16 protein-coding genes, 1 tRNA gene and 1 pseudogene are annotated in these 20,273 nt (G+C 32.5%); 11 read left to right on the plus strand and 7 right to left on the minus strand.

Going from position 1 to position 20,273, the window contains the following annotated elements; translation table 11 throughout:
• Nucleotides 1-15 precede the first annotated feature (15 nt).
• The 7 genes from IPK06_02105 to IPK06_02135 all read left to right on the plus strand — a co-directional run bounded on the left by IPK06_02105 (nucleotide 16) and on the right by IPK06_02135 (nucleotide 11,218).
• Nucleotides 16-3,243 (plus strand): hypothetical protein, encoded by a 3,228-nt coding sequence (locus IPK06_02105; GenBank protein MBK7978809.1) that lies wholly within the window; start codon nucleotides 16-18, stop codon nucleotides 3,241-3,243.
• 18 nt (nucleotides 3,244-3,261) lie between these two features.
• On the plus strand, nucleotides 3,262-3,900 hold the full coding sequence (locus IPK06_02110) for a response regulator transcription factor (protein ID MBK7978810.1): 639 nt from the start codon (nucleotides 3,262-3,264) through the stop codon (nucleotides 3,898-3,900).
• 123 nt (nucleotides 3,901-4,023) lie between these two features.
• Nucleotides 4,024-4,602: a response regulator transcription factor gene (locus IPK06_02115; GenBank protein MBK7978811.1), complete on the plus strand. Its 579-nt coding sequence runs from the start codon at nucleotides 4,024-4,026 to the stop codon at nucleotides 4,600-4,602.
• A 463-nt stretch (nucleotides 4,603-5,065) separates the two neighbouring features.
• Nucleotides 5,066-8,200 carry a SusC/RagA family TonB-linked outer membrane protein gene (locus IPK06_02120; protein ID MBK7978812.1) on the plus strand — a complete coding sequence of 1,045 codons (3,135 nt, stop codon included), beginning with the start codon at nucleotides 5,066-5,068 and terminating at the stop codon, nucleotides 8,198-8,200.
• Nucleotides 8,201-8,222: 22 nt separating this feature from the next.
• Nucleotides 8,223-9,842, plus strand: a complete 1,620-nt coding sequence (locus IPK06_02125) for a RagB/SusD family nutrient uptake outer membrane protein (GenBank protein ID MBK7978813.1) — start codon at nucleotides 8,223-8,225, stop codon at nucleotides 9,840-9,842.
• Nucleotides 9,843-9,874: 32 nt separating this feature from the next.
• The gene (locus tag IPK06_02130) at nucleotides 9,875-10,924 is read left to right on the plus strand and encodes a SusE domain-containing protein (protein ID MBK7978814.1); all 1,050 of its coding nucleotides are present in this window, start codon (nucleotides 9,875-9,877) and stop codon (nucleotides 10,922-10,924) included.
• Between the two features lie 135 nt (nucleotides 10,925-11,059).
• Nucleotides 11,060-11,218, plus strand: coding sequence for a hypothetical protein (locus IPK06_02135; protein MBK7978815.1), 159 nt, complete (start codon nucleotides 11,060-11,062; stop codon nucleotides 11,216-11,218).
• A 3-nt stretch (nucleotides 11,219-11,221) separates the two neighbouring features.
• Here the strand turns inward: IPK06_02135 and IPK06_02140 are convergent, their stop codons facing one another.
• Nucleotides 11,222-13,048, minus strand: coding sequence for a glycoside hydrolase family 13 protein (locus tag IPK06_02140; protein ID MBK7978816.1), 1,827 nt, complete (start codon nucleotides 13,046-13,048; stop codon nucleotides 11,222-11,224).
• Nucleotides 13,049-13,196: 148 nt separating this feature from the next.
• On the opposite strand from IPK06_02140, the gene IPK06_02145 reads away from it, so the two are divergent.
• A tRNA-Ser gene (locus IPK06_02145) sits at nucleotides 13,197-13,283 on the plus strand.
• A gap of 282 nt (nucleotides 13,284-13,565) precedes the next feature.
• On the opposite strand, the gene IPK06_02150 is transcribed toward IPK06_02145, so the two are convergent.
• The 6 genes from IPK06_02150 to IPK06_02175 form a co-directional block, all read right to left on the minus strand.
• Complete coding sequence (locus tag IPK06_02150) at nucleotides 13,566-13,796, minus strand: CopG family transcriptional regulator (GenBank protein MBK7978817.1); 231 nt, start codon at nucleotides 13,794-13,796, stop codon at nucleotides 13,566-13,568.
• Nucleotides 13,774-14,061 carry a BrnT family toxin gene (locus IPK06_02155; GenBank protein ID MBK7978818.1) on the minus strand — a complete coding sequence of 96 codons (288 nt, stop codon included), beginning with the start codon at nucleotides 14,059-14,061 and terminating at the stop codon, nucleotides 13,774-13,776. Before IPK06_02155 ends, IPK06_02150 begins: the two co-directional genes overlap by 23 nt.
• 163 nt (nucleotides 14,062-14,224) lie before the next feature.
• Nucleotides 14,225-14,737, minus strand: coding sequence for a hypothetical protein (locus IPK06_02160; protein MBK7978819.1), 513 nt, complete (start codon nucleotides 14,735-14,737; stop codon nucleotides 14,225-14,227).
• Nucleotides 14,738-14,835: 98 nt separating this feature from the next.
• The gene (locus IPK06_02165) at nucleotides 14,836-15,429 is read right to left on the minus strand and encodes a hypothetical protein (GenBank protein MBK7978820.1); all 594 of its coding nucleotides are present in this window, start codon (nucleotides 15,427-15,429) and stop codon (nucleotides 14,836-14,838) included.
• 36 nt (nucleotides 15,430-15,465) lie between these two features.
• Nucleotides 15,466-15,705 carry a hypothetical protein gene (locus tag IPK06_02170; GenBank protein MBK7978821.1) on the minus strand — a complete coding sequence of 80 codons (240 nt, stop codon included), beginning with the start codon at nucleotides 15,703-15,705 and terminating at the stop codon, nucleotides 15,466-15,468.
• 91 nt (nucleotides 15,706-15,796) lie between these two features.
• Nucleotides 15,797-16,804, minus strand: a complete 1,008-nt coding sequence (locus IPK06_02175) for a hypothetical protein (protein ID MBK7978822.1) — start codon at nucleotides 16,802-16,804, stop codon at nucleotides 15,797-15,799.
• Nucleotides 16,805-17,312: 508 nt separating this feature from the next.
• On the opposite strand from IPK06_02175, the gene IPK06_02180 reads away from it, so the two are divergent.
• The 3 genes and pseudogenes from IPK06_02180 to IPK06_02190 all read left to right on the plus strand — a co-directional run bounded on the left by IPK06_02180 (nucleotide 17,313) and on the right by IPK06_02190 (nucleotide 20,014).
• A complete protein-coding gene (locus IPK06_02180) occupies nucleotides 17,313-17,738 on the plus strand; it encodes a VOC family protein (protein ID MBK7978823.1) in 426 nt (141 codons plus the stop codon).
• Between the two features lie 629 nt (nucleotides 17,739-18,367).
• Nucleotides 18,368-18,816: pseudogene (locus IPK06_02185) on the plus strand (VOC family protein).
• Nucleotides 18,817-19,324: 508 nt separating this feature from the next.
• Entirely contained in the window at nucleotides 19,325-20,014 is a 690-nt protein-coding gene (locus IPK06_02190) for a nucleoside hydrolase (protein ID MBK7978824.1), read from the plus strand.
• Nucleotides 20,015-20,273: the final 259 nt, after the last annotated feature.

The raw sequence follows: 20,273 nt of genomic DNA on the forward strand, positions 1-20,273 counted from the left end.
TATAAATGAATTAAAATGCCTACAATATTTAATAGAAAATTATTTTTTTTATTTCTGTTTTTGTTTCTTAATTCTAACAGCATTTATTTTTGCCAGTCAGGAAATTTCAGCTCATCAAAGGACCAGTATAATGATTTAATGTTTGACAGAATTTCCATTGAAAATGGACTCTCTCAAATTACCGTTCACGCTATTCTAAAAGATAGTAAAGGATTTTTATGGTTTGGAACCGAAGACGGACTTAACAGATATGACGGTTACAGTTTTTTGGTTTATAAAAATGATCCCACCAATCCTAATTCAATTTCTGATAATTTTATTTGGACAATATTTGAAGACAGCGACTTTAATTTATGGATCGGTACGAACGGCGGCGGACTAAATAAATATAATTATGAGACAAATGGTTTTGAGCATTTCTTAAATGATCCGCAAAAATCAAATTCGTTAAGTGAAAATAATATTCGAACAATAATTCAAAATACTAACGGAAATTTACTTATTGGAACAAACAGCAAAGGTATTGCGGAGTTTAATTATAAAAATAGAATTTTCAATAAAATTTTAATAAATAATTCAATTCAGTTGAGTCCCCAACTAAACGCTGTACGCTCATTATTACTCGATGGAAAAAAATTATGGATTGGAACGGAAGGCGGCGGTTTGCTTGAATTTGATCAAAGTACGAATAAAATCTCCAAATATTCTGTTGAATCGGAAAAGAATAAACTGAGCAGCAATATTATTTGGGCTCTTACATCTTCTGAAAAATTTATTTGGGTTGGTACTTATAACGGCGGTTTAAATAGAATTGATAAAAAAACAAAAGAAGTTACTCAATTTAAAAGCAAAGAAAATTCAACAAGTTTGGTAAACAATAATATTACTGATCTAAATTTAAGCAACTCGAATATATTATGGATCGCAACCGAAGGCGGATTGAGCATTTTTAATATTTTTACCGAAAAATTTATTAACTACACACACAATATCTCCGATCTGAAAAGCTTAAGCAAGAATTTAATAAGAACAATTTATGTAGATAAAAATAATTTGGTTTGGTTAGGAACCGTTGGCGGCGGAGTCAATAAAATAAATATAAATCGTAAGTTCAAACATTTTAATCATAATCCATCGGATGAAAACAGCTTAAGTCATAGCATGATTAGAGCAATTTCCGAAGATTCATACGGAAATATTTGGATTGGCACATTGGGTAAAGGTTTAAATAGATTCGATAAAGATCAAAACACTTTCCAGCATTTTGGAAACAAGATAAATAAAAATCTTAACTTAAGCGAAATAAGCATTACCTCAATTTTTGAGGATGTACCAGGAAATTTATGGGTAGGAACTTGGTCGGGTGGCTTAAATAAAATTACATTCCAACCCAATACAAAAAATTCTGTTATTAAAGATGTTAAAGTTTACAAATTCAATCCTAATGATAAAAATTCAATAAGCAATGATATTGTCCAATCGATTTTTATGGATTCAAAGAAAAGATTATGGATTGGGACTGAAAACGGATTGGATGTTTACAATGATAAATTCAATAAAATACTGCACTTTACAAGTAATGATTCGCTAATGACAAATATAAGCGATGACAGAATTCAATCCAAATGTATAATAGAAGACAGATTCGGAAATTTATGGATCGGCACATGGAAAGGACTTAATCAAATTATTATTGAAAATGAAAATGATAAAACAGCGGGAATAAAAGTCGTAAAATATTTGAACATGCCGGGCGACCTTAACAGTATTAGTGATAACAGAGTAATTTCTTTATATGAAGATAAAGTTAGTACGACTGAAAATAAACTTGTAATATGGGCGGGAACAATCGGCGGCGGATTGAACAAAATTTTATTTGAAGATTATAAGGAAAATCAAAAATATTCTGTTAAACATTTTACGGAAAAAGAAGGACTTCCGAATAATGTAATATATGGAATCATAGGAGATGATGCAGGAAATCTTTGGCTAAGCACAAATAACGGAATTTCTAAATTCAACATTAAAAAAGAAAATTTTAAAAACTTCGATACAAGAGACGGACTGCAGAGTAACCAATTTTTTTGGGGTGCGTATCATAAAGCAAAAGACGGAACTTTTTATTTTGGCGGCATAAATGGATTGAATTCTTTTATACCAAGCCAGTTGGTAGAAAATAACAATATTCCTCCGGTTTATATTACCAATTGCACAATAATTCCAATCGACTTTCCAAACAGACAGAAAGTTATAAATGTAAATTCATTTGGTAAATCCAAAACAATAACACTGCCTTATAATAGATATAAAATCGATTTTGAATTTGCTTCGCTGGATTATACAATTCCGGAAAAAAATCTGTACTCATTTTATTTAGATAATTATGACGAGGCTCATTCACTCCCTCAAAATACAAATAAAGCTACTTACACAAATGTTACTGAAGGGAAATATATTTTCCACGTAAAAGGTTCCAACAATGACGGAGTTTGGAGCAGGAAAGACGCAACATTAACAATAATTATTTTAACTCCATATTGGAAAACCTGGTGGTTTATTCTTTTAATTTTAGCGACAATTTCAGCATTGGTTATCTATTATATTGTTACTCAAGTAAAGAATATGCTTTCGGTTGAAAGATTAAGGACAAAACTTGCCGCCGATCTTCATGATAATATTGGTTCAAGTTTGACAGAAATTTCAATTCTTAGCGAAGTGATAAATACAAAGCTTAACAATAAAGACGAAGACGTTACAAAAAACCTTAATAAAATAAGTATAAAATCAAGATACTTAATTGATAAAATGAGCGATATCGTATGGCTTGTAAATCCTCAAAGAGATTCTCTATATGATCTTATTTTAAGGTTGCAAGATACATATTCTGAATTACTTGCGGATACTTCAATATCATTCAGATCAGAAAACCTTAAGTCATTAGAAAAGGTTTCGCTTTCTATGGAACACCGTCAGCATTTATTTCTTATTTTTAAGGAAGCAATAAATAATTCCATAACACACAGTAATTGTTCGGAAATTTTACTCAACGCCAAAGTTGAAGGTAAAAAACTGGAAATGGTGTTATCTGATAACGGAACCGGTTATTTGAAAAAAGATGATGAAATATTAGGCAACGGTTTGAAAAATATGCAGAATAGGGCAAAAATTATTGGCGGAAAATTAATAATAAATTCTGAGGTTGGTAAAGGAACAGTTGTTAGGTATATTGGTAATATAAGATAAATTAAACATTAAATTAATATGATAAATGTAATTATTGTAGAAGACAGTACGACAATCAGAGAAGGTTTGAAACTTTTAATAGACGGAACTGCCGGATATAAATGCGTTGCGGCTTTTTCTAACTGTGAAGATCTTTTGGAAGAAATTACAAAATTAAAAGTGGATGTTATTCTAATGGATATCGATCTGCCGGGAATTTCTGGAATTGAAGGAATTAGAAGAATAAAAAAAATTTCCGATGAAATATTAATTTTAATACTTACGATTTATGATGAAAATGATTTGATCTTTGAAGCATTATGTGCCGGAGCTTCTGGTTATTTAGTTAAAAAAACACCTCCCGCAAAACTTTTAGATGCGATTAAAGACGCTCACGAAGGCGGCGCGCCTATGACGAGCAATATAGCAAGAAAAGTTGTCGACTATTTTCAAAAGACAAAACCATTCCACAAAGATGCCGAAAACATTGCTTTAACAAAACGCGAAAAAGAAGTTTTAAGCGGATTGGTTGAAGGCAATAGTTATAAGGCTATTGCCGATGAATTAAATGTAAGTCTTGATACGGTAAGATTTCATTTTAGAAATATATATAAGAAAATGCACGTGCATTCTCAGTCGGAAGCCGTTGTAAAAGCATTAAAAGAAGGACTCGTATAAACCTATCAAATAATGTAGCAAATTGCCTAATTTGCCGGACATAAAATAAAAAACCATCCTTTTATGTAGTTACCAAATTTTTTTATTCTGTTTAACTTACATCGTCTTAAACTAAATCATTATATGAAAAAAGTCGTAATTGTTGAAGATGTTAAAACTATCCGCGAAGGGCTGCAAACACTTATCAATACGTCGCCGTCTTTCAAGTGTATAGGCACTTACGAGAACTTTGAAAATTTCGAAGGTGAAATTACCGACTTAAATCCTGATATAATTTTAATTGATTTGGATCTGCCCGGAATTTCCGGAATAGAAGGAATTAGAAAATTAAAATCAATTTCGGAAAAATTCGTTATAATAGTTTTAACCTTGCACGAAGAAAATGATAGAATTTTTGAAGCATTGTCTGCCGGAGCCGGCAATTATTTGGTTAAGAACACTCCTCCGGAAAAAATTATTTCCTTTCTTAAAGACGCGGCAAACGGCAAAGTGTTAATGAGTTCATATATTGCTCGAAAAACTATTGATTATTTTAAGAAAAAAAATTCTCTCAGAAAACTCGATTCAAATGAAATTGAAATTCTAAATAAAATTACGCAGGGCAATAGTATAGTGGCAATTGAAAAATCTTTGAAAATGAGTTCGACCGAGATAAAAAGTAATTTTAAAAACATTTACGATAAATTGTTCAAATTGAATTAAAACCTATCTGTTTATGTAGGTTTTGTGCTTTGTTTGGTTGTAATATTTTAAATTTTGCAGTCTGTAAGTGTAGTTTTGTAATGAGTAATTATTTGCTATATTATTCGACATTCAAATTACTCACATTATGAAAAAAGCTTTATTTAATATAAAAATTGGGTTGTTTAATTTTGTGAGAATTTTCAAATCATATATCAAAACTATACGTTTTAAATCTACTGACAATATTACATCCTGTTACAGGAACCATATAGATTATTTTGTTTTAACTATAAATTATTTTATAAACAAAAAGAGCAGTATTCAAAATTTATAAATAAATCAAATTTTTAAACCGTACAGAATTTTGTAAACGGCGATGATTTAAAATATTATGAATTTTGAAACTTGCAAATTTTAATAAATCAAAAAAAGTTTGATTATACATTCAACTAATCATCATATATAACTAAATGGGGCAAATATGATAAAACCGCAACAAGCTAAAATAATAGCAAATTATTGCCAAGGCAAAATTAGCTATTTAGGTTTAACACGAAGCAGAAAGCAAAACTTTTCTGCTGAAGCTGATAAACTGGAAAAATATGCAAATATTAAAAAAATGTTGTTAATAATAGTTTTTTTAATAGCTCAATCAAGTTCACTTCTTTTAGCACAAGAAGCTGAAGTTCGTGGAAAAGTAATTAGCGCCGAAGACGGAACAGAGTTAATAGGCGCAAACGTTTTCGAAAAAGGTACAATGAATAACGGTACATCAACTGACATTAATGGTGAATTTAAATTACGCGTTAAAATCGGTGCAGTTTTAGTTGTATCATATGTAGGTTTTACAAAAGAAGAAGTAAAAGTTGTAGATGACAAATTTCTAAATATCGGATTGAAACAAGAAGCCCTTGAACTTAAAGGTGCGGTTGTTGTAGGCATCGGTTACGGCGAAGTTAAAAAATCAGACGCTACCGGTTCGGTTACAGCAATTTCAGCTAAAGATTTCAGTCGTGGAACAATAACCTCACCACAAGAATTATTGATTGGTAAAGCTCCCGGCGTTATAGCAAATTCATTGGGCGGAGCCGCTGGCGCAGGAACAAAAATAAGAATTCGCGGCGGTTCATCAATAAAAGGAAATAATGATCCTTTAATTGTTGTAGATAATATTCCTTTGGAAAGCTCAGGTATCTCCGGTATGGCAAACCCGCTTTCAACAATTAACCCAAATGACATTGAATCAATTTCAATTTTGAAAGATGCTTCCGCTACTGCAATTTACGGATCGAGAGCTTCAAACGGCGTTATTATAATTAAAACTAAAAAAGGCGCCGCACTTGATAAAGATTATCCTTCAAAATTAAATATTAATTATAACGGAAATGTATCATTGGCATCACCCGCAGATCTGCTTTCAGTATTTTCCGGAAGTGAATTCAGGTCATTAATTGAAGATAGAGTTACCAACCATGGATTGTCTTCAGCAGCATTATCACGTTTAGGTTCTTCAAATACCGATTGGCAAGATCAAATTTATCAAACAGCCGCATCTACTGATCATAACTTAAGCATAAGCCATGCGATTGGTTCCGTGCCTTACAGAGTTTCTTTGGGTTATTTAAACCAAGGCGGAATTCTAAAATATAATACTATTGACAGAAAGAATATCGGTCTTGTTATTAATCCGTCATTATTTGACGGCGGTTTAACAATGGACATTAATGCCAACGCTTCATTTATCGGAAACAATTTCTCCAATACAGACGCTATCGGTTCATCAATTGAATTTGACCCAACACAGCCGATTAAAAACGGCAACACTAGATACGGCGGATATACTGCTTGGACAGAAATAAGTTCTAATGATCCATTAAACGGCGCTCCTAATAATATTGCTACTCACAACCCGGTTGCTCGTTTAAACTACCGTGATAATACTTCGGACGCAAAGAGATATACTTTAGGCGGTAAATTTGATTATAAAATTCCTTATTTAACAAATTTAGTAGCTACATTAAATCTTGGTTATGACTATTATAATACTGAAGGTAAAGATATTACTGATACTTTAGCTTCATGGTCATATCGCGAGCCTGAAACTCAAATTAGAGAATATTCTCAAACAAAGAAAAATAGTTTGTTGGATTTCTATCTAAATTATAAAACAGAATTCAGCGCAAATAAAGTTGATCTTACAGGCGGTTATTCTTATCAGCATTTTTACAATGAAGGTAAGAACAGCAACAGAGCTTGGGATCCTACAGTTGCAGGCGCAAAAACAACTCCATACAAAAATGAATATTTCTTGGTCTCATTCTTTGGTAGGTTGAACTATACCTTACTTGACAAATATTTATTAACATTTACATTAAGAAATGACGGTTCTTCAAGATTCTCTGAAGATAATCGCTGGGGATTATTCCCTGCAGTTGCTTTGGCATGGAAGTTAACGGAAGAATCTTTTATTGGTAAATCGGATGTTGTAAATGATCTTAAGTTAAGATTAAGCTGGGGACAAGCCGGACAGCAAGATGTAGGCGATAATTATTATCCTTATATTCCAACCTATACAGGAAGCACGTCAGGCGCTTATTACCAATTCGGAGATACCTTCTATCCAACATTAAGACCTGATGCTTATGACGCAAATCTAAAATGGGAAACTTTAACTTCATTAAATGCCGGTTTGGATTTTACATTATTCAGCAACAGACTTTCCGGTAGCATCGAAGTTTATAAAAACACTTCTGATGATTTGTTGAACAGCATTCCTATTCCGGTTGGAAGCAACTTCTCCAATTTCTTGCTTACAAACGTAGGCTCGATGGAAAACAAAGGTATTGAATTAGGTTTGAACTATACACCAATTTTGGAAAAAGATTTTTCATGGGAAATTGGCGCAAACCTAACATATAATCAAAATGAAATAACAAAATTAACTTTAGTTGATGATTCTGCTTATACTGGTGTTAACACCGGTGGAATCTCCGGCGGTGTTGGTAATAACGTTCAGAAGTTCATCGTTGGTTTCCCGGCAAGAGTATTCTTCTTATTTGATCAAGTATACGATGCAGACGGAAATCCGGTTGAAGGATTATACGTAGATAAAAGTGGAAAAGGCGGAAATGTTTCCGGTAATGAATTGAATAAATATTACTATCATTCACCTGATCCTGAATATCTAATTGGTGTTTCGTCAAAAATTAATTATAAACAATTTGACTTATCCTTCTCGGGCAGAATTAGTTTAGGAAACTATGTTTATAACAATAATGCATCTAACAGAGCATTATATCAGCAGGTTTATAACCAAAGCGGATATTTATCAAACATTCTAACAGATGTTAAAGAGACCAATTTTACAACAGCACAATACTGGTCAAATGTTTACTTAGAAAACGCATCTTATTTTAAGATGGACTATATAAGTTTAGGTTATAATTTCACTTCTGTATTTGGCAACAATATCAGCGGACGTCTTGGATTATCAGTTCAAAATGCATTTACGATTACTAACTATACCGGCTTAGATCCTGAAGTTGATAATGGAATTGACAATAATATTTACCCAAGACCAAGAACTTATATGTTATCTGTTAGCCTAAATTACTAATAATATTAAGAAGGAAATAAAAATGAAAATACTTAAAAATATATTTAAACTGTCAGTAATAGTTTTTACTGCGTTCTTATTTTCATCTTGTGTTAATGATCTAAACGTTGAACCGATAGATCCGAATGTTAATACACAAGATAAGGTGTTCAAAGATCAAGCCGCATTTAAGCAAGCATTAGCTAAATTATACGCAAGCTACGCTATCAGCGGTCAAACCGGCGGCGGCGGCGGAAGTGCCGATATAGCTGGAATTGATGAAAACTTCGGTAATTATGTTCGTCAGTTCTGGGGACTTCAAGAACTTTCAACCGATGAAGCTATAATCGCTTGGGATGACGCTACAATTAAAGATTTTCATTGGCAGACATGGTCACCCAATGACGTATTTATTGCGGCAATTTATTCAAGAATTTTTTATACAATTACACTCTCCAACGAGTATATTAGAAACGTTGACGCAAACATTGGTTCCGCAAGCGGCGAATTTGCCGATGACTTAAAAGCATTTAAAGCCGAAGCAAGATTTATTAGAGCGCTTTCATACTGGCACGCAATTGATATGTTTGGAAATGTTCCTTTTGTTACTGAAGCAGATTTACCCGGCGCCTTTTTCCCGAAAAGAATATTACGTGCCGATCTTTTCAATTATATTGAAAGTGAATTGAAAGCAATTGAAACTGAACTGGTTCCAGCAAGACAAAATGAATACGCAAGAGCTGATCAAGGCGCTGCTTGGTTCTTATTGGCTAAATTATATTTAAACGCAAAAGTTTATATAAATGCCGATAAAAATGCTGAAGCATTGACTTATATCAACAAAGTTATTTCAGGCGGTTATTCAATTGATAATAATTATCAACGCGTATTTTCCGCTGATAATAACGCCAGCCCTGAAATCATTTTCCCGATTGCTTTCGACGGACAAAATACTCAGCAATACGGCGGAATGACTTTTATACTTCACGCTTCAAACGGCGGCGGTATGCCTCTTAACGGAATTGACGGCGGTTGGGGCGGTATCAGAACAATTAAAGATTTTGTTGGTAAATTCGGAATAACCGAAAGTGATTTTGCTTCAACAACTCAATATCAGTCAGCCGATAAAAGAGGAATGTTCTTTTTTGATAACGGCAGCTGGGAATGGGATATTACCAATGTTGGAACATTTACGCAAGGAATCGGAGTTACCAAATTTAAAAACGTAACTTCAACGGGCGGAGCCGCTCCTAACGCGCACGCTACTTTTGTAAGCACAGATTTCCCAATGTTCCGTTTAGCCGATGCATATCTTATGTATGCCGAAGTTGTTGTTAGAGGCGGCGGCGGCGATATGGGAACCGCGGTTGGTTATATCAATACATTAAGACAAAGAGCTTACGGTGATAATTCCGGCAACATTGGCGCGTCGGATCTTACTCTTAATTTTATTCTTGATGAAAGAGGAAGAGAACTTTATTGGGAAGGACATAGAAGAACAGATTTAATTCGTTTCGGTCAATTTACTAGCGGAAATTATGTTTGGGAATGGAAAGGTAAAGTTAAAGACGGTAAATCAACGGAATCATTCAGAGATTTATATCCAATTCCGATAAATGACTTGAACGCGAATCCTAATTTAGATCAAAATACCGGATATTAAAAATAATAGAATTATAGTTAAGGAATATAAATATGAAAAAAATTAAATTATTATTATTTATATCGCTAATTGGGATTATGCTAGCTTCGTGTGAAAGTGATATAAATGAAGTTGTAATGAGTTCTGATCCCACAGAACCGACATTATCTGATCTTTCTGTTGCAGGTGAATTTAACCTAAGTAACGCAAACGGTCTGGTTACTTTTTCATGGACCGCCGCGGACTTTGGATTCGCATCATCTACAACTTATGTTGTTGAAGTTTCACCAACAAGTGATTTTTCAACAAATGTTGCAACCGTTGTTACGACTCAAACTTTGCAGGGAACCGCAAAAGTAAATGATATAAACAATTTGTTGCTAACTTGGAATAAAGCGATTGGTACAGCCGCAACTGTATATTATAGAGTTTCGGCATCCGTTACCGCAGAAAATATTGTTTATTCCCAAACAAAATCAAATAATTTTGTACCCTTTGAAACTATTGTTGATTATCCAATGATTTACGTTCCGGGCGCATATCAAGGCTGGTCACCCGGCGCTGATAACGGCAGATTGTTTTCATACGGTTTCAACTCAGAATATTCGGGCATAGTTAGAATTTCTGACGGAGTAAATGAAAATATAGAATTCAAAATAACCAGTGACCCTGATTGGAATCATACCAACTGGGGCGGAACATTGACACAAAGCGGCAGTGATTATTCAGGAACACTTGACGCAAGCGGCGGTAATTTAATGGTTGCTGCAGGAACATATGAAATTAACGTAAACGTAAACACTCTTGCAATAACACTAACCAAGACTGATGATTGGGGAATAATCGGTTCTGCGGTTCCTCCGTTTGATTGGTCGGCAGACGTTGATTTGTTCTATAATGGTCAACGCAAAATGTGGGAAATTACGGGTGACTTCAACGCCGGAGAATTTAAATTCAGAGCTAATAATGATTGGGCAGTAAATTATGGCGGCGCTGATGGAACACTTTCTGCAGGCGGTTCAAATATTGTTTTGGCAGAAGCAGGTAATTACACAATTAGATTCGATCCTGTTGCTTTAACATATACGGTTAAAAAGAATTAAAATTTATTTAATTGTATGTAAAAAAAAGACTGCCGAAATCGGCAGTCTTTTTAATTTTAAAGAGGTATTATTTTTAATAAAACACTAAATTTGTTGCACAGAATTTTCAATTTTATAAACTAAGCTAACAATAATATGAGCAAACTTTCTACCGTACTTGAGCTTTGGGAATTTCTAAAAGTAAGAAAGAAATGGTGGCTGCTGCCAATAGTTTTCTTTTTAGTACTTTTAGGAACCTTAATTGTTTTAACTCAAGGTTCAGCGCTTGCGCCTTTTATATACGCAATATTTTAATATTTACTTTAGTATTTTTATTTCAAACGGCTTCATTTCAATTTTAAAATTTGAATTCGTACCGGTAAATTTCTCTTGTTTGAGTAAATTTGCAAGTTCGTTTGAAGCGTTTGAAAAGCTTATTGTTTTATTAATGTTTGCGCTGTTAACAAGAACTAATGCTCTATTACTTTCAAAGTCTCTTGTAAAACCTAGAACATCATTATCATTTAAGTTAATAAATTCCAGACTGCCAAGACAAAGTTCAGAATTTCCTTCTCTTATTGAAATTAGCTTTTTATACCAATTAAAAAGTAATGAATCGAATTTTACTTCATCAGTTGGTCTAGCTTTACCAAATGGATGGGCGGTTTCATTTTCATAATTAAACTCATTCCAAACCATTGGTTTTCTGCAATCGGGATCATCACCGCCCCACATTCCTGCTTCGTCTCCATAATAAACAAGCGGCGCGCCCGGCATTGTCATTTGAATTCCAACCATTAATTTTTGTTTTAATCTTTCCAATTCATTTGGCTTTCTCACGTCAAAAGTTTCTCTTTGAGCCGGATTTGCGTTATGATCAAACCAATAATCGGGATTAACTATTGTTGAAGCTAATCTTTCAACATCATGACTGCCGAGCATATTCATAAGAACATATAAGTTTTCTTTATAATAATCATTTCGGAGTATATTGATTGAATCAATAAACGCGGTAGAAGTTATTTTATATTTTTGGTCGCTAACGAAATTCTTTACAGCGACGCCAAATCTATAATTCATAACCGCGTCAAATTCATCTCCTTGAAGCCACGGAGCGGCGTTCATCATTTTATTTACTTTCCAGTTTTCCCACCAAATTTCACCGGTGATATATGCTTCGGGATTGAGTTCCTTTACCCAGTTTCTAAAAGTTTTCCAAAACGGATGCTGCACCATTTCAGCAACATCAAGACGCCATCCGTCAATACCGTCGCTTGGATTGCCGTCACCATTGGGATCCATCCACCTTTTCAGAACATCGTGAACATGGTTAGCGGCAGGAGGCACCAAACCGCTGCTGTCTTCTTTTATTTCGGGTAAATCTTTAACGCCAAGCCAGCCTTCATAATCAAATTCATTTTCGGGCGTATTTGGATCATCAAAAGATTTTATTGTAAACCAATCTAAATATTTAGAATTTTTTTGATTTTTAATAATATCTTGAAAAGCCCAAAATGTATTTCCTACGTGATTAAAAACTCCGTCAATAATAATTCTTATATTACGTTTATGAGCTTCATTTATAAGCTTTAAGAATAAACTATCCGCCGTTGTCCATTGCCACGTTTTAGAATCGGAAGGATCTTCCGAAGCCCAAATTTTTCTATCTTTGTCAGGATCAGGTCCAAAATTATTATCAATATGATGATACATTGCGGCATCATATTTATGAAGAGAAGGTGACTCAAAAACCGGATTAAGATAAATTGAATTAATTCCCAAACTTTTTAAGTAATCTAACTTATCCAATACGCCTTGCAGATCGCCGCCGTATCTTCTCACACCGGCGTTCCAATAAAATCCTTTTCCGTTATTTTCCCAAGGCTGAAGTTTGTACCAGTCGGATGTCCAAGGATGAACCTGCCAATTATTAGGAGTTTCATACGGCCAAGCGCCCGCCATATCAATCGGTTTCGGGTCATTGTTTTTATCTCCGTTATAAAATCTTTCAGGAAATATTTGATACCATACGGCTGATTTTGCCCACTGCGGAACTCTTTCAACTTTTTTTTCAACGTTTGGAGATTTGCATGAAATTGAAGTCAGTATTAGAGAAAACACGATTAGAAGTGAAAATTTTTTCATTTGAACACCCCATCGAAAAATATTATAGATAATAAAATTAGTAAAATAGTTTGCTATTTTTTTCAATTTTTCTTGGTCTTGTAAAAAAAAATATTTACTTTTTGACTCTTTACTTAAGAAAATACGTGTATTTTCGAATATACATTTTGGAGAGTTGGCAGAGTGGTTGAATGCGGCGGTCTTGAAAACCGTTAAGGATTTACGTCCTTCTGGGGTTCGAATCCCTAACTCTCCGCAACTTATCTATAAAAGCAGTAACTTACAGACTTTCCGCGCAAATTCATTAAGCTAATAAGCAAAAAACCCTATAATTATTGCCGGTAAAAAAGCAAATGAAAAAGGTTTATTTATATAGCCGAATAGTTGAAAGACTTTTACGGGTAATAAAAGCGTTGTTGAATATGATGTAAATGATAGGGAAGTGAAGATTGTAAAAATAAATAATACGCAACAAATGGATTTTAGTCACAGTAAAATATATTTAACTATCACGTTGAATTGCAGGTTACATGACAATTTATGAATAATGCGATGTGTAATTATCTAATAAATTTCTAATTACTTTTTGGTATTGACTACCGTGTTTTTTAGCTAAGTCCTTAAAAAAATCAATACTTGATTTGCTTAAATTTAGTGTTACTTTAATTGTATCTTCCTTAAAAACTAATTCATCCGGACTTGGTAAAAAGTCATTTATAACTTCTACTTTACCAATTTTTTCATCACTATATTTTATTTTCTTTTTCATAAATCTGTTTTCCTTTTCTCCAGTAACCGGCTCCAATTATTCTAATTTTATTATCTCTATATGTAAACCTAACTGTTACAACATTTACATCTATTTTTCCAAAACAGTAAAATCTGGTTTCTTTCTTACTATGTTCAATATCTTTTGCGATTATTCTATTAAAATCAGAAAAAGCAAATTGAGCTTCTTCAAATGAAATATTATGTTTTTGTTGATTTATCTTATTTTTATTTTCATCCCACTCAAAAGATGGTTTCTTTACCAAGATAATTCCAAATTTTCATTTTAATATACATATTTTTATATGGTTATTCAACCATATTTATTTTGCCAATTAACAGCCGAGCAAATTACCGATTTTATCATAATTCATTTAAGTTTGTTGCCCGAATTACTCTCTTGGAGAATTGTTATTCCAGCAATATTATTTATTGAATAGAAATCCCTAATTTCTTAAATGTTCTTTCTATTATTGGATCATCTAACATTTCTCTTCCGTTATCAGAACCGGGCATTAATTCAAAGCCTAACTTATTATAACGATACATTACAATACTTTTAGGATATATGTTTGTAAATGCCGGCCAATATTCTCCTAAACAATATTTTTCTTCGTTAATTTTAATAACGAATGGTAATACTACCTCTGACCATTTCTGATCCGTATTTTCTTTAAGATTTAAATGATAATGTGTTGCTTTGGATTCTGAATAATATTTTTTTTCAATGAAATTAATATTGTCAGAAGTAATGAAGGGAATTATATCAAGTTCTAAATTTTGAATTGATTTTCTGTAAGCTTGTTCATACGTAAGAGCTTTGTCTTTTAGATAAAATATTTCGAAAGAATTATATTCATTATTTTCACAATTTGAAAAACTTATTGAAAGCAAAATGACAGAAACATAAAATAATAATTGGGATATATTTATAGATTTCATAAATCACCTTTATTATTTAGTTAAAAGTATAAAGTGGCAAATTACCCGCCGCACTTATTGATCTATTAAATTACAGTTGATTTGTTAGTTATGCGAATTTATTGAAAATATTTAAGAGCTTCCATCAATCTTGAATACTTACTATTTAATTCTTTCGCTTCTGCATCAAATAAATTTCCATACTCTTTTCTTAGTTTATCAATTGAATTAAATGCATACGACGCTTGAATAGAAATATTTAACAATGATAATGATCTTGGATCTTCAAAGAACTTTTTACATATTAATCTTAGTGGAGTAACTAATTCGCGAAATGTAACATAAATATTTGATGAATTCTCTAACTTTGACCATTTTACTAGAACTCGATCAATATCAACAAGAAACGGGTCATTTAGAATATCATATTGTTTATTTATTGCACGAAAATTATCATATGCTCTTAGAATTTTATCTAAATTTTCCGTCCATTGATTTTCATATTTTTTAAAATCTTCATAAAGTCTTGAAAAATTTAAGGATGTATTAACTTTTTGTTTTTCTATGTAATTTATCGAATTTGAAATATCATTAAATTTCGTAGTTTTTTCCTCAACTGTATTCTTTTTTGATAAATAAAGAGATTTATAAAGATCTTCATTTGAGATGCTTTTTAAATTTTTAACATCTAAATCAATTGTATCTTTGAACATAAAATTGATTTGTTCTTCTGATAAGAAATTATTTTTTTAACCTTTAAAAACATCAATCTGAATTTTCACTGGTTTTTCTAAAAACGAACAAAGTGAAAAGAAATAATCTTTAATATCTTTAAGCCTTTTTTTCTCTTTTCTAGCTTCAAAAATTTTATTAATCCAAAATCCAAGTAGAAAAATAAATATTGTAATTAAAGTAGTAAAAATAGTATCATAACTAATTCCCCATAAGGAATTACTAACCGGACCATTATTTATTATGAATGTATCCATATTATATTTAACGCATAACGGCGGGGCAAATGACTTGCCGTCCCTTATTGATCTATTAAATTACAAGTTGATTTGTTAGTTATACAATTTTTTAATTAAATAAAACTGTAAAAAAAGATTTTAATGCATTTGTTGCACTCATTATTTTATTTACATCTTCAGGTCGCATACAGACAATTTTATCCAATAATTTTGACCGTTTTGAATTTAATCTTTCACGTAAAATATTTTCTTGTTCCTCATCAATAATGATTAATGCTTTTTGTGCAAAGTCTGAAACTGTTTCTAATCTATCAATTGTATCAGATAAATTTCCTCCAATCTGAACTTCAATCGGATAATAAATTTTACCACCCATTGGAATTTTCTTAATCCAGAGTCCGTCAAGTTCTTTATTTGATGATTTTAACTTTCTATCTTCTGGAAGCATTTCATTAATGCGTGGCCTTTTAATTGAAATAAATTCAAAAAAATCTCCAATGTATTGAAGTTTATCTTCTAAATCTGAATGTGATATTTTTTCAATTTTTTCTTCTTTTGCTTTTTCAGTTTTCTCAAATTTTGTTAAAGCAATTTCTTTTAATTCTAACTTCTTTTCATTTCCAAATTCAGTCAGATAATATTTATTTGATGTTGTTTCAATAATTCCTAAGCTTAATAACCAATTTAATCTCCAACCAACTTGTGCATCAGTTTGCCAACCAATTTTTAAAACAATTTCTAAATCAATATGAATTGTTCTTTTGTCAATTGGTTGTTTCTGCGCAATAATTTCTACTATTTCTTTAATTCCAATTATTTTGTCAATTAAAATATCAAAAACTAATCCAGCATCTTTGGTCGATAATACTTTATTGCCAAAGTCAGTTATTATGTATTTAGAATTTTCAATTTTAAACAAAGATAATCTTCTTATAACATCTAAATAACCTTTACTAGTTTTCTCTTCACTAGACAGAGAATATTCAAGAATTAACCAATTTTTGATTTGCTCAAATTCTGGGGAATTAATTTTTATGTAATCAAGAATTTTAATAAGGGTTTGAAGATAATTTCTAATTCCACCAGGCAAAGGCCAAAAACTTTTTATAGGTGCCAAATTTTCCTCTTTTCTAAATTGTATAACTATAATTTAAACTGTAGTGGAATATTTATTTTCAGAAATAATACTTAACTCTGTTTACAGCTCCGCCAGTTTACTTACATAAATTATAATTCTTTATATAACTAAACAATTTTTTATTTAAATATATAAGAATTTTAACTTATTGTAAATAATTACAAATACTTACTGTAAGTATAAGTACTTACAAATTGGGAATACCTTCAGAAATCCTAATATTTAAATTGACCAAAGAAGTAAAACCGGGAGCTGCCTGCTAGTAATTAACAAAGGAAAATATCATTTTAGAATAACTTAAAATAGGTTAATTTATCGGCGTTGAACTTTAATTAAATTTTCTAATTATATTTTGTGTCGCAACCGGTATCATACATTGACGTATTTATACCGCAATTATAAAAATTTTTTTGACGATATTATTTTAGTGAAAATCAATTTTCAATTACTTAAAAAGAAATAAAATTAATTTGGAGGTAGAATAAATATGTTACAAATCAATCCGCACATTAATTTCAACGGAAACGCCGAAGAAGCTTTCAATTTTTACAAATCTGTTTTTGGCGGTGAGTTTACAAAGATCATTCGTTTCAAGGATATCCCCGAACTTGGAAACGCGGTAACAGAAAATGAAGCGAATAAGCTAATGCATATTGCTTTGCCAATAGGTCAAAACACATTAATTGCTAATGATGTGCCGGAATTTATGGGCAAAGTGAATGAAAATGAAAATAGATCAAAAATTTCAGTAAGCACAGAAAGTCGTGAAGAAGCGGACAAAATATTTAATGGACTTTCAGCCGGCGGAATTGTTGAAGTGCCTATGAGTGAAGCGCCATGGAGTTCATATTTCGGAATGTTCAGAGACAAATTCGGTATTGAGTGGATAGTGGAATTTAATCCGAATAAATAATAAGCGATTGCGTATTTAATAAACCTCCGAGGTTGCAGCTTGAAAAGTGTTTACAAACCTCGGAGGTTTTTATTACCTTCAAAATTAATTATTTACGGGTAAACCCCCGGGGGGGATGTGAGTTTTACTGTGTGTTGAGGGGGGGGGGGGGGGGCGGGGGGGGACCGGGGGGGGGGGGGGGGGGGGGTAAACAAGAAGGGAAGGGGGGTGGGGGCCGCCGCCGCGGGGGGGGGGGGGTCGGAGGTTTTTATTTACCTTCAAAATCATAAAATTATTTATCGGAAATTATCTTATAACATCCCGAAGTCAATTTGAATTTTACTTTATTATTATTTGAGGATGTTCAGAGACAAATTCGGTATTGAGCGGATAGTGGAATTTAATCCGAATAAATAATAAGCGATTGCGTATTTAATAAACCTCCGAGGTTGCAGCTCGAAAAGTGTTTACAAACCTCGGAGGTTTTTATATTGCAGAATTCAAGTATTCATTTTATTCACGCCGCAAATTCTAAAAAAAATTAATTGTGACGCATTTGATATTTCTTTATTTAATAATTTGTATAATAATGTGCTTTCTTCTCTTTGTTACGGATACATTCAAATTAAATTTTAAAGAAAGATAAAACAATGACTACAAATCAATTATTGCGGATGGACAATGTCGGAATCGTAGTAGAATCCCTCGACAACGCGGTTTCATTTTTTGAAGAACTTGGACTAAAGCTTGAAGGTCGAGCTATGATAGAAGGAGAATGGGCAGGTCGCGTTACGGGACTTGGAACTCAGCAAGTTGAAATTGCCATGATGGTTACACCCGACGGACACAGCCGGATTGAACTTTCCAGATTCATCACCCGTCAATCGCGGAAGATCATAGAAACGCGCCGGTTAACGCGCTTGGCTATCTGCGTGTTATGTTCACGGTTTCAGATATAACAGAAACTCTTGATCGACTTAAAAGACATGGAGCGGAGCTTATCGGCGAAGTTGTGAACTATAAAGATATTTATTTGCTCTGTTATCTTCGCGGTCCGGAAGGAATCATTATCGCGCTTGCCGAAAAGATTGAGAATTAGGGCATTAATAATTTGCTGAATTCTTTGTTGAGAAATATTCGGCAACAATAATACTTATTTGTTAATGTTAAATTGCTGCAGTTCATTAAAGCGGATAAAATATTTTTCAATTATTTTTAATCAGAAAAAGTTTTATTTAGTCGGGTTAGCTTACCGAAACAATTCTTTATAATTTAAAATTGTAATACAATCATTTTATTAAACCTCCGAGGTTGCAACTCGAAAAGTGTTTACAAACCTCGGAGGTTTTTATTTACCTTCAAAATCTTAAAATTATCGGAAATATTTTAACAATTTGAATATTGGGGGTTTTTCGGTTTTTTTCTAGTTAGGGTATTTTAAACCTCCCTGGGTTACGGCTGGAAGGTATTTACAAACCTCGGAGGTTTTTTAGTCAATATTAAAATTGTTAATTTAGTAATTTAATTTAAATACGTACTTTATTTATCTTTTACAAATTGGAAATTTAAAACGAAACGGATTTGTAATATGAATAGGATTTTATTTTTTGTGTTTTGGTTTTCACTCAGTTTTATTTTGCTCAGCAGAAAAAATACCCATCATTTTTGATAGTGATATGGGTCCCGATTATGATGATGTCGGAGCAATTGCAATACTCCATTCATATGCTGACAGTGGATATGTAAATATTCTTGCGATTTGTGCAAGTACAAAATACGAAGGCGTTGCGGGAGTTATGAATGTTTTCAATACATATTTTGGAAGACCCGGCATATTAATCGGAGTTCCAAAAGGAAATGCGTCGATTCAAAAGGATCCGCAGAAATGGACGGACTTTATTCTTGCAAATTATCCGCATTCTATTAAAAATAATAATGAAGCAAATGACGCGGTTTCGGTTTATAGAAAAGCTCTTGCTTCGCAGGCAAACAATAGCGTAACGATAGTTACAGTCGGTTTTCTAACAAATCTTGCCGGTTTACTTAATTCACAAGCAGATGAATATTCTCCGCTTTCAGGTTTGGATTTAATAAAGGATAAAGTTGCAAAATTAGTATGTATGGCGGGCCAATTTCCAAACGGAAAAGAATTTAATTTATTTACAGATTCTGAGGCGGCGAAAATTGTTTTTGAAAATTGGCCTTCTGAAATAATTTTCAACGGGTTTGAAATAGGTGTGAATATTAAATCTGGTCTTCCATTAATTAAGAATAAAAAATTAATCATAGTCCTATAAAGACGTATTTAGTATTTGTATTCCAAAATCAATAAGTGATTCATTGGGAAGAATGAGCTGGGATGAAGTCGCCGTTATAATTGCCGTTAAAGGATATAAAGATTGGTATAATGTTGAGCATGGAAAATAATTGTTGAGGATGATGGCTCGAATAGTTGGGATAAGAACAAAGAAGGACATTATTATATTGTTCCTTCCGCTCCGTTTCCCAAAATTGAAACTTATATAAACCAATTAATACAGCATCAGCCGAATATAA

The organism is Ignavibacteriota bacterium (genome assembly GCA_016713565.1).
In the GTDB taxonomy this organism is placed as follows: Bacteria; Bacteroidota; Ignavibacteria; order Ignavibacteriales; family Melioribacteraceae.